Annotated in this window: 11 protein-coding genes; 7 read left to right on the top strand and 4 right to left on the bottom strand. The window is 63.5% G+C overall.

Annotated features, from left to right (window positions below; genetic code table 11):
* The first annotated feature begins 232 nt into the window (after positions 1-232).
* The 7 genes from VMA74_RS04780 to kynU all read left to right on the top strand — a co-directional run bounded on the left by VMA74_RS04780 (position 233) and on the right by kynU (position 7,629).
* Positions 233-748 (top strand): hypothetical protein, encoded by a 516-nt coding sequence (locus VMA74_RS04780; RefSeq protein WP_325365334.1) that lies wholly within the window; start codon positions 233-235, stop codon positions 746-748.
* Between the two features lie 159 nt (positions 749-907).
* Entirely contained in the window at positions 908-1,669 is a 762-nt protein-coding gene (locus VMA74_RS04775) for an SDR family NAD(P)-dependent oxidoreductase (RefSeq protein ID WP_325365332.1), read from the top strand.
* A 112-nt stretch (positions 1,670-1,781) separates the two neighbouring features.
* Positions 1,782-2,360, top strand: coding sequence for an elongation factor P-like protein YeiP (yeiP, locus tag VMA74_RS04770; protein WP_325365330.1), 579 nt, complete (start codon positions 1,782-1,784; stop codon positions 2,358-2,360).
* 141 nt (positions 2,361-2,501) lie between these two features.
* Positions 2,502-4,613 carry an FUSC family protein gene (locus tag VMA74_RS04765; RefSeq protein ID WP_325365328.1) on the top strand — a complete coding sequence of 704 codons (2,112 nt, stop codon included), beginning with the start codon at positions 2,502-2,504 and terminating at the stop codon, positions 4,611-4,613.
* 95 nt (positions 4,614-4,708) lie between these two features.
* A complete protein-coding gene (locus VMA74_RS04760) occupies positions 4,709-5,743 on the top strand; it encodes an amidohydrolase family protein (RefSeq protein ID WP_325365326.1) in 1,035 nt (344 codons plus the stop codon).
* Positions 5,740-6,261 carry a hypothetical protein gene (locus VMA74_RS04755; protein ID WP_325365324.1) on the top strand — a complete coding sequence of 174 codons (522 nt, stop codon included), beginning with the start codon at positions 5,740-5,742 and terminating at the stop codon, positions 6,259-6,261. The genes VMA74_RS04760 and VMA74_RS04755 overlap by 4 nt, the downstream gene beginning before the upstream one ends.
* Before the next feature lie 87 nt (positions 6,262-6,348).
* Positions 6,349-7,629: a kynureninase gene (gene kynU, locus VMA74_RS04750; protein WP_325365322.1), complete on the top strand. Its 1,281-nt coding sequence runs from the start codon at positions 6,349-6,351 to the stop codon at positions 7,627-7,629.
* Positions 7,630-7,632: 3 nt separating this feature from the next.
* Here the strand turns inward: kynU and VMA74_RS04745 are convergent, their stop codons facing one another.
* The 4 genes from VMA74_RS04745 to VMA74_RS04730 form a co-directional block, all read right to left on the bottom strand.
* Positions 7,633-8,013 (bottom strand): nuclear transport factor 2 family protein, encoded by a 381-nt coding sequence (locus VMA74_RS04745; RefSeq protein ID WP_325365320.1) that lies wholly within the window; start codon positions 8,011-8,013, stop codon positions 7,633-7,635.
* Positions 8,014-8,288: 275 nt separating this feature from the next.
* Complete coding sequence (locus tag VMA74_RS04740; RefSeq protein ID WP_325365318.1) at positions 8,289-9,563, bottom strand: glutamate-5-semialdehyde dehydrogenase; 1,275 nt, start codon at positions 9,561-9,563, stop codon at positions 8,289-8,291.
* A complete protein-coding gene (proB, locus tag VMA74_RS04735) occupies positions 9,560-10,708 on the bottom strand; it encodes a glutamate 5-kinase (protein ID WP_325365316.1) in 1,149 nt (382 codons plus the stop codon). Before proB ends, VMA74_RS04740 begins: the two co-directional genes overlap by 4 nt.
* A complete protein-coding gene (locus VMA74_RS04730) occupies positions 10,705-11,064 on the bottom strand; it encodes a cupin domain-containing protein (protein WP_325365314.1) in 360 nt (119 codons plus the stop codon). Before VMA74_RS04730 ends, proB begins: the two co-directional genes overlap by 4 nt.
* Between the last annotated feature and the right edge of the window lie 58 nt (positions 11,065-11,122).

The following is an 11,122-nucleotide window of genomic DNA, read 5'->3' as shown; positions in this document are numbered from 1 at the left end:
GCGCATCGTCGAACATCTGTCCTCGCGCAGCCGTATTTTCGCTTCGACCATTCAAATCCGACAGGCTCCTAGCCGTTTGCAAGCCCTGCTGCCCACTTCACAGTTTGCAGGCAGCGTATAAAAACCTTACCTCGCCTTCGGATGTTCTCTTCTGTTGATGGCGCCGCTTGCGGCGCTCAATGAACGTGCGCCGCAAACCGGCGCACTGTTCAACAACAAGGAGATGCAAGTCATGAACGCACGTTCGATCACCGGCCGGATGGCGCTGCTGAGCCTATCCGTCATCGGCCTGGGCTTCGCCCTGCCGGCCACCGCCACGGACCGCAGCCCTCAAGCCGCCACCTATGTAGAGATGCAGGATTACCTGCCGACATGGCAGGAACAGGATGCCTGGTGGAATACCCGGTACTCGCTGAAACGCGAGTTCGACGATGTCTGCGGCGACACCTTTTGTTCCGGCGAATACACCAATATCGAAGCGCTGAACTATCGCTGCTCGGTCAACACCAGCACCGGCCTCATCGGCGAATGCGTATGGGTGTTTGCCGCCAGCGAGGAGGAGGTCGACCCGAACAGCGGCAAGGTCGTGGTGAAACCGCGCGTATGGCAATGCGTCAGTCCGCTGGCGCCATCCACCAGCGCCCAGGAACTGGCTGTGGCGCTGGCCAACAACAGGGGGCCGATGCAAGTGACACTACCCCGTACCCGTACGAACCTGCATGAGAGTTTGATCGACTGCCTGTATTGATGTTTCCCCAAGCCATGGCGCGAAAAGCGCCATGGCTTGCCGGCAAGCACGCCGACGGCTGGCGGCGATGACGACCGCTGCCAGCAAACATCGCAGGGATTCACCGCCCTAGGCAAGGCGCTGCGCTACCATTGCGTTTTTCGTTTTACGGGATGTTCCATGCAGCTCAATCAAGTCAAGGCCATCATTACCGGCGGCGCTTCGGGTCTCGGCCACGCGGTGGCTCAGCATCTGGTGGCCAACGGCGGACAGGTCGCCCTGTTCGACGTGAATGAGGAAAAAGGCCAACAGGCAGCCAAGGCGCTGGACGCGCACTTCTTCCGCACCGACGTCACCTCCGAAGAAGGCGTAAGCGCGAATGTCGCCGCGGCGCGCGATGCGCTGGGCGGCCTGAACGTGGTGATCAATTGTGCCGGCATCCTGGGTGCCGGCCGCGTGCTGGGCAAGGAAGGCCCGATGCCGCTGAACACCTTCGCCAGCACCGTAATGGTCAACCTGGTGGGCAGTTTCAACGTCGCCAAGGCCGGCGCTGCACTGATGCAGCACAACGAAGCCGGCGAGGACGGCGAACGTGGCGTGATCATCAACACCGCCAGCGTCGCCGCCTATGAAGGCCAGATCGGCCAGGCGGCCTACTCCGCCTCGAAGGGCGGCGTCGTGGGCATGACCTTGCCGATGGCGCGCGAGCTGTCACGCTTCGGCATTCGCGTGGCGACGATCGCGCCGGGCATCTTCTGGACCCCGATGGTCGACGGCATGCCACCGCAAGTGCAGGAGTCGCTGGCCGCTTCCATCCCCTTCCCTTCGCGCCTGGGCAAGCCGGATGAATTCGCTGCCACTGTGGCCTTCATCCTGGGCAATCGCTACATCAACGGCGAAACGATTCGCCTGGACGGGGCAGTGCGGTTAGCGCCTAAATAAAGCGGGAAACGGGGAGCAGGCAACGGGGAACATGCAGTTCGCCCAAACCTTGATGTCCCCCGTTCCCTATTCCCCGTTCCCCTCTCACTCATCCACTCATCTCCGACATCCCATGAAAGCTTCCGACGTCAAGAAAGGCAACGTAGTCGAACACGAAGGCACCGTGTACCAGGTGCGTGACATCGAACGCAGCTCGCCGACCGCGCGTGGCGGCAACGTCACGTTTCGTTTCACGCTGTACTCCATTCCCGGCGGACGCAAGTTCGATCTCAGCCTGCGCGCTGATGATGATCTGAAGGAAATGGAATTGGTGCGTCGCGCCGCCAACTTCTCGTACATGGACGGTGACACTTACGTGTTCATGGACAACGAGGACTACACGCAATACACGCTCGACCCGGAACTGATCGGCGACAACGCCGGCTACATCGTCGAAGGCGTGGAGGGCTATTACGTGCAAGTGATCGACGATGCGCCGGTGGGCTTGCAGGTGCCGACCAGCGTATTGCTGACCGTGGTCGATACCGCGCCGGAACTGAAAGGGGCCAGCGCCACCAAGCGCACCAAGCCGGCCAAACTCAATACCGGCATCGAGATCCAGGTGCCGGAGTACATCACCACCGACGAGAAAGTGTGGGTAAACACGCTCACCGGCGAGTTTGCCGGACGCGGTAACGAAAAAACGTTCTGAACGCAAACGCCGCGCGTGCTTGCGACGCGTTGAATCCTTGCAATACGGCGCCCATTGCGGCGCCGTTTTTTTGTACGGCAAGCAGGCGACACCGCCAGGGCAGTAGGGCAGAATCATTGCGTTCCGGCATCTATCCCCGCCATGTCCACCCGAGCCTACTCGCTACGCGCCAGCGTGCTGCAGAGCCTGACCGCGACCAAGCGGCCGGACGTGCCGGTGTGGGTGGTGATCCGCAATACCGCCGCAGTCGCACTGCCGCTGGCGGTCGGCATGCTGACCGGCCACGAAGAAGCAGGCCTGGCGATCGGCGCGGGTGCGCTGGATACGATGTTTTCCGACCAGCCCGGCCCTTATCGCCAGCGCGCGTGGCAGCTTTTTCTCGCGTCACTGGCGGCGGGGCTCGCTTCGCTGTGTGGCTTTTTGATCGGCGGCAATCTTCCGCTGATCATGCTGGCGATGGCGGCCTTCGGCTTCTTCGGCGGCTTGCTGGTGGTATTCGGCGTCGACATCGCGCGCGTGGGCATGACCAGCATGATCCTCCTGGTGATCACCGCGGCCACGCCCACCACGCTCGACCATGCCTTGATCGGTGCGGCGTTGATCTTCGCTGGCGGCTTGTTGCTGGCGCTGTTCTCCGTCGCGGCGTGGCCGCTGCAGCGCTACGGTCCGGAACGGCACGCGCTGGCCATCGTCTATCGCGGCCTCGCTTCACTGTGCAAGGAAAACCGGCACAGCGAAGAAGACCTGCCCGCGCTTACCGAGGCGATGACCACGCTGCAGCAAACGCTGCTTGGCCGCCATCACGCCAGCGGCCGTGCGATGGAGGCCTTTGCCGTATTGCTGGAACTGGCCGAGCGCATTCGCCTGGAACTGGTGGCGATGGCCGAATTGCACGGCGCCGCGAACATGGCAGCGATGTTCCGCGCCGATGCGGCGCGCGTGCTCAGCGCGATTGCCGATGCGCTGGAAAGCGGCGACTCGCCGGAGCAAGCCACCCGCGCCCTGCAAACGCTGCAAGCCAGCGAACGTGCCTTGCTGGACAATCATACGCGCAGCGACAGCGTTGCCGCGCACATCCATGCACTTTCCGGTCAGCTCGCCGCGGCCGTGCGCAATGCGAACTGGGCCGGCTCACGCGGCGAGCTGCGCGCGGCGGCGGCGGAAACGCGCTTGCCCGGCGCGTTGCGCGGTAGTTCGCCGCTCGCCACCTTGCGCGCCAACCTCACCACGCATTCGGTGGCATTCCGGCATGCCATGCGTTGCGCGGTGTGCTTGAGCATCGCACTGCTCGTTTCGCGCGTGTGGCAACTGCCACATGGCTACTGGCTGCCGATGACGGCGGCGATCGTGCTGCGCCCGGATTTCGCCGCCACCCTCAATTTCGGCTTGCTGCGCGTGGCGGGCACCATCCTCGGGCTGGTATTGACTACGGCCTTGCTGCACATCACGCCGCACGATCCCTGGGCGCACCTGGCCCTGATGGCGGTGCTGTGCATGGCGTTCCGCTACCTGGCCACCGCGCACTACGGCATTGCTGTGGCGGCGCTGACCGGCACGGTGGTGATCCTGCTGTCGTTCGAAGGCGTGAATTCCGGCACCGCGGTGATGGACCGTGTGATCAATACCGCGATGGGCAGCGGCATGGCCCTGCTCGCCTATGTGGTCTGGCCGACGTGGGAACGCGCACGCGCACGCGCTGCGCTGGCGGATATGTTGGATGCCTACGCGGATTACCTGCGCGCGCTGGCGCGTCCGGAACAACGCCATGCCCATCGCGAAACGCGCACTGCCGCCCGCACCGCGCGTACCAATGCGCAAGCATCCGTCGACCGCATGCAAGCCGAACCGGCCACGCCATTGACCCTGCTGGAACTGGCCAACGCCCTCTTCCTAAACGGCAACCGGCTGGCGCGCACGGCGATGACCTTGGAAGCCCTGCTGCACGACTGCGACAGCCTACCCGAGCAGGTGGAAGTCACCCACTTCGTGGAACGGGGCGCCACCCATCTGCATAACCTGGCTGTTGCGCTGCGCAATAACCAGGTGCCCTCGCCCGCGCCGGAACTGCGCCAGCTCCAGCGCAGCCTCGCCAGCCTGCTCGCCATGGCGGACGACCGCCCGCGCGCCGAGCAGTTGGTCCGCATCAGCGACCGGCTGGTCGACAACATCAATACCTTGGCCCATGTGGTCGGGCGCGGGCCGCAGGAGGCGGCGTCGGCCCGTGAATCGGGAATCGTCAATCGGAAATCGTAAGAGCGCACTGCGGCAAGCTTGCGTGAAACCGCTCTAAAACGATTCCCGATTGACGATTGACGATTCCCGCCAAAGCAAGCGTTACACTTGCAACCATGCTGAAAATCGATACCCACGCCCACATCCTCCCGCGTGACTGGCCCAACCTGGCCGCCAAATATGGCAATGAAGCCTTTCCGGTGATGACGCACAGCGATGGGCGGCATCGCATCTACAAGGACGGCAAGTTCTTCCGCGAGGTGTGGGATTCCTCGTTCGATCCGCAATTCCGCGTCGACGACTACGCCCGCTTCGGCGTGAACGTGCAGGTGATCTCCACCGTGCCGGTGCTGTTCTCGTATTGGGCGCCGGGCTACCAGGCGCTGGAGCTGCACCGCCACCTCAACGACCACATGGCCGGCATCTGCCGGGACTTCCCCAAGCACTACGCGGGCATCGGCACCGTACCGCTGCAGGCGCCGGAGCTGGCCGTCCGCGAGCTTGAGCGTTGCATCGACGAATTGGGCCTGAGCGGGGTGCAGATCGGCTCGCACTGCAATGAGTGGAATCTGGACGCGCCGGAACTGTTCCCGTTCTTTGAAGCCGCGGCCGACCTGGATGCGGCGGTAATGGTGCATCCCTGGGACATGATGGGCGCGGCCAGCATGCCCAAATACTGGATGCCTTGGCTGGTGGGCATGCCGGCTGAGCAATCGCGCGCCGGCTGCTCCCTGGCGTTCGGCGGCGTGCTGGAGCGGCTGCCCAAGCTGCGCGTGATGCTTGCGCACGGCGGCGGCAGCTTTCCGTGGAGCATCGGCCGCATCGAGCATGGTTTCCGCATGCGTCCGGACCTGGTGGCGACGGACAACCCGCGCAACCCGCGCGAATACCTCAAGCGCCTGTATTTTGATTCTTGCGTGCACGATCCCAGGGCGTTGCAGTATCTCCTGGATGTGACCGGCATCGACCGCGTGATGCTCGGTACCGATTATCCTTTTCCGCTGGGGGAGCAGGAGCCGGGCAGCGGCATCGAATCGCTGCACTTGGATGAGCCGGCACGCGCCCGCCTGTTTCACGGCACCGCGCTGGAATGGCTTGGGCTGCCGCTACGCCGCTTTATCCAAAATCCCCATCCTGAGGAACACGCATGAAATTCAGCCGCTACCTGCTGGTGACAGCCTTGCTTGCATTGGCCAGCATCCCCGTGGCTCACGCCGACGATGTCAGCATGGCATCCGGCAGCGTGCACTTCACCACGCCAGCCGGCTGGCTCAGCATCATGCAAGTCGACGGCGATCCCGAGGTGCGCGTGTTCCAGGTGCCCGATCCTTCGCCCAGCGCCGGGAATACGCTCGCGCGCGTCAGCGTAACGGTGAAGCAAGTGACCGACGCCCAGGCATTCGGGGACTATGTAAACGGCGCCATGGTCAAGGCGAAGAATCTTAAGGATTACCAACCAGGCACGCGCCCGTCGGGCGACCAGAACAGTTTCATCTATACCGCCAGCGAAAGCGGTATCGCGTACAACTATGTCGAGCGCTACTGGTTCCGCAACGGCCACGCCATACAGCTGCGTTGCGTGCGCCCTTCCGCCAGCGAGGCTGGCCAGGCCTGGGCTGCGAACTTCGACAAAGGTTGCAGTGATATCGCGGCAACCTTGGGCACCTGATGTGCCTGCTCATCGCTTGAAACGCCAACGCCCCGTCATCACTGCGAAAGCGAGTGAGGGGGAAGTAACAACCGCTTGGATGCTCTGATGTCCTCACTCTACGAAGCCACCGCCGAATGGGCTCAGGCCCGTGACGTCGCCGACCCGCTGCGCGATTTCCGCAGCGAGTTCCTGATTCCCCCGCATGCGCATGGCGACAGCCATTATTTCTGCGGCAATTCACTGGGCCTGCAGCCGCGCGCCGCCCGCGAAGCCGTGAATGCAGAGCTGGATTATTGGGGCGAACTCGGCGTAGAGGGCCATTTCAAAGGCCGCCTGCCATGGATGGATTACCACGAGTTCGTGCGCGACCATCTGGCCGAACTGGTTGGCGCGCAGCCCGACGAAGTGGTGGCGATGAACACGCTGGGCGTGAACCTGCACCTGATGATGGTGAGCTTCTACCGCCCGACGCCAGACCGCCACGCCATCCTGATCGAAGCCGGTGCGTTTCCTACCGATCGCTACGCGGTGGAATCGCAAATCCGCTACCACGGTTTCAGCCCGAATCTCTCGCTGATCGAACTGGAAGGCGACGAGCCCAACGGCACGCTGTCGATGGACGCGATCGAACGCGCTCTTGCCGAGCATGGCTCGCGCATCGCGCTGGTGCTGCTGCCGGGCGTGCAATATCGCACGGGCCAGGTGTTTGATCTCAAGGCGATTACCGAACTGGCGCACAAGCATGGCTGCCAGGTTGGGTTCGACCTCGCGCACGCCGTGGGCAACCTGCCGCTGCAACTGCATGACAGCGGCATGGATTTCGCCATCTGGTGCAGCTACAAATATCTCAATGGCGGACCTGGCGCGGTCGGTGGCGCATTCGTGCATGCGCGCCATGCGCGTGCCACCCTGCCGCGCTTTGCCGGCTGGTGGGGCCACGACAAAACCACGCGCTTCCAGATGGGGCCGGAATTCATCCCCACGCCCGGTGCGGATGGCTGGCAGCTTTCCAATCCGCCGATCCTTTCGCTGGCACCGCTGCGCGTATCGCTGGAGATTTTCCACCGCGCCGGCATGCAACGCCTGCGCGAGAAATCATTGCAGCTCTCCGGTTATTTGGAATGGCTGGTGGAAACGCAGTTGCCCAACGGACTGGAAATCGTCACGCCGAAGGAGCCCGCGCGCCGCGGCTCGCAGCTTTCCATTCGGGTGCTGGGTGGCCGTGCGCAAGGACGTGCCTTGTTCGAATATCTGATCGATAACGGCATCATCGGCGACTGGCGCGAGCCGGATGTGATCCGCATTTCGCCCGTGCCGCTGTACAACCGGTTTGCCGATTGCCTGGCGTTGGTGCAGGCGGTGCAGGATTGGAAAGAACGCGCTTAACGGCTACGCCGCCGCCATGCGGCGCGGCCCCATCTTGAACCAGGCCTTGGCAATCTTGCCCGCCTCGATGTCATAGATGGCGATGACGTCGACTTCGCCCTGGCCTTCGGGAAAGTCCCTCGTCACCACTTCCTGGTCGATCACCAGGTTGCCAACGCTCATGCGATGGATCAGTCGGCCATGCAGATGCGGCTCCGTGAAGCGCTCGACATGGCGCTGGCGAATCTGCTTCGCGCCCTGCGCCAGCAACTGCGAAGGAAACGCGTAGTACTGGCAGTCGTCCGCCCAGCATTGCATGAAGCGGTCGATATCTTTCGCGTTGTAGGCGTCCAATTGCTCCTGCACTGGGCGCACGATATCCGCCTCGGTCGACGGGTTTCCCATGAAGATCCCCTTGCTGGTTATAGCTCAGTGGCACTAACTCGAGCGTGTATCTCGACGCTTGTAGTGATGCGCTCCCTCCCCTGCGACAGTAGAGCCTGCCCCGGACTTGATCCGGGGGGGAGGGTTGGGGTGGGGTGCGAGCGTAGCGAGCGACAAGAGCCTGGCGTTGCCACATTGCTTCTTGTTATGAGAAGCCATGGCGACATCCGGCTGCACGCTAAAGCACAAGCAACCCCACCCCAGCCCTCCCCTGCTGTCGCAGGGGAGGTGGCAAATCACGGCAAGCCATGCAGCTTGCTCTGCGGATGGCGCACCTGCCCTTCGCCACGCACGATAAAGCGTTCCACCGTCAACGCCTCCGCGCCCATTGGTCCATAGGCATGCAAACGCGTGGTGGAAATGCCGATCTCGGCGCCCAGGCCCAATTCGCCGCCGTCGGAAAAGCGCGATGACGCATTCACCATCACCACGGCCGATCGGATGGCGTGGGTGAAACGGCGCGCCGATTCCTCGTCACGCGTGGCGATGACTTCGGTATGGTCGGAACCGAAGCGCTGGATATGGCCGATGGCCATGCCGAGATCGTCGACCACGCGGATGGCAAGAATAAGGTCGAGAAATTCCGCTGCGTAATCTTCTTCGGTAGCCGGGCGCATGCCTTCCACCAGTGCACGCGAACGTTCGCAGCCGCGCAATTCGACGCCCCGCTCTTGCAGCGCTTGCGCCGCTTTAGGCAGGAAGGAGGCAGCGATATCGCGGTGTACCAACAGGGTTTCCAGCGCATTGCATACGCCGGGGCGCGATGTTTTGCCGTCGATCAGCAGGTTCAAGGCCAGCGCTTCGTCAGCGGATGCATCGACGTACAAGTGACACACGCCTTTGTAGTGCTTGATCACGGGTACGCGCGCATGTTCGGCGACGAAGCGGATCAGGCCTTCGCCGCCACGCGGAATCGCCAGGTCCACGATGTCGCTCAGTTGCAGCAGTTCCACCATGGTTTCACGGCGCAGGTCTTCGATCAGGGTGACGGCAGCGGCGGGAACATCGTGCTTTTCCAGGGCGCCATGCAATGCCGCGGCGATCGCCATGTTCGAGTGCAAGGCTTCGGAACCGCCGCGCAGGATCACCGCATTGCCGGCCATCAGGCACAGCGCGGCGGCATCGGCGGTCACGTTGGGGCGCGCCTCGTAGATCATCGCGATCACACCCAGGGGAATGCGCACGCGTTCTATGTCCAAACCATTGGGGCGCGTCTCGCGGCGGGTGACCAATCCGACTGGATCGGGCAAGGCGGCGATTTCCCGCACAGCGTTGGCGATGCTGGCAACGCGGGATTCATCCAGGCGCAGGCGATCGAGCAGCGCGCCCTGGGTGCCTTTGGCGGTGGCATGCTGCAGATCGCGCGCGTTCGCCGTCAGGATGGCGTCGCGTTGCGTTTCCAGCGCGGATGCCATGTCGTGCAGCAGCTTGCGTTTGGTTTCCGTATCGAGGGCAAACATGGCCTGCGCCGCATCCTTGCAGGCCAGCGCCAAGTGACGAATCTCGCTCATGCTTCCGATTCTCCCGCAATGGTGGCCAGATCGTCGCGATGCACGATCTCATCGCCATAGCTGTAGCCGAGGATGGATGCGATATCGCGGCTATGCCGGCCCGCCACGCGGCGCACTTCGGCCGCACCGTATTGGCAGAGCCCGCGTGCAACCGGCCGTTCATGGGCATCGACGATTTCCACCAGGTCGCCGCGGTGGAAATCGCCGGCCACGTCCAGAATACCGCCGGGCAACAACGATGCACGCCCGCTGGTGAGCGCGCGGACGGCACCCGTGTCGATGCTGACGCGACCGCTGCCGGCAGGCGCATGGCGCAACCAGTATTTGCGTGCCTGCATGCGGTTGCCGGCCACGTCGATCAGCGTGCCGCGCAGCCGCCCTTCTTCCAGCGCTTTCACCGTTGTCGTTTCGCGACCGCTGAACAGTGCTGTGGGAATACCCGCTGCAGCGGCCTTTTCCGCCGCTTGCAGCTTGGTGCGCATGCCGCCCGTGCCCACGGCGGTACCGCTGCCGCCGGCCATGGCGATGATCTGCGCGGTCAGTTGCGCAACATGCCCGATCGGTTGCGCGCTGGGATCCTGCCGTGGATCGGTGTTGTAAAGCGCATCCACGTCCGAGGCGATCAGCAACAGATCAGCGTCGACCAGCGCCGCAACGATGGCAGCCAGATTGTCGTTGTCGCCCAGCTTGAGTTCGTCCACCGCCACCGTGTCGTTTTCATTGACGACCGGCAGAACGCCCAGCAGCAGCAGCTCGCGCAGCGTGGCGCGCGCATTGAGATACCGGCGACGATTGCGCAGGTCGTCATGCGTCAGCAGCACTTGCGCGACCGGCTGTTGCGACAAGCTTTGCCACAGGGCGATCATCGGCGCTTGGCCGAGCGCGGCCAGCGCCTGTTTCGCAGCGAGTTCCGGCCCTGGCGCGGTGCGGGTTCGCAGCAGGGCGCGGCCTGCGGCAACGGCACCGGAAGACACCAGCACCACTTCGCGTCCCGCACGCTGGCTCGCGTCGATGAATCCGGCCAAGGCTTGCGCATAACGCGGCGTAAGACCGCCGCCGTCGGCCGCGAGCAGGTTGCTGCCCACTTTCAGCACCGCGCGGCGCCATGCCGGCAAGGGGTGTTCGGGCAACACGCGGTCGTTCACGCCATGGCCTCTAGCGGTGCTGCGATGCGATCGCCATGGCTTTTAGGCGATGAAACCACTACGAATCTGGCATTGCCCTCGCCTTCGTTGCGCACCTGATGCGCGCCGCCGGGAGGCACATGCAGGCCTTCACCGCACTGCAAGCGATGAACCGCACCTTCCAGCTCGATCGTCACTTCGCCTTCCAGCACATAGAAAAACTGGCGCGCATGCACATGTCGATGCCGCTGTTCGAAGCTGCCGGGCGGCATGCGTTCCTCGATGACGCTGAGTTCATCCAGCGCCAGCAGATGCCAGCCGTCGCAAGCTTGTCCCCAATGATAATGCGGTGCGTTTGCCGTGCTGACGATGCTCATGTCGATTCGCTATGACGAAAGGGTTTCCAGCCGCTGCCGCAAGGCGTCCAACTGCAGG

The organism is Dyella sp. (assembly GCF_035508675.1).
Lineage (GTDB): Bacteria > Pseudomonadota > Gammaproteobacteria > Xanthomonadales > Rhodanobacteraceae > Dyella_B.
This window is presented reverse-complemented; position numbering and strand designations above follow the sequence as displayed.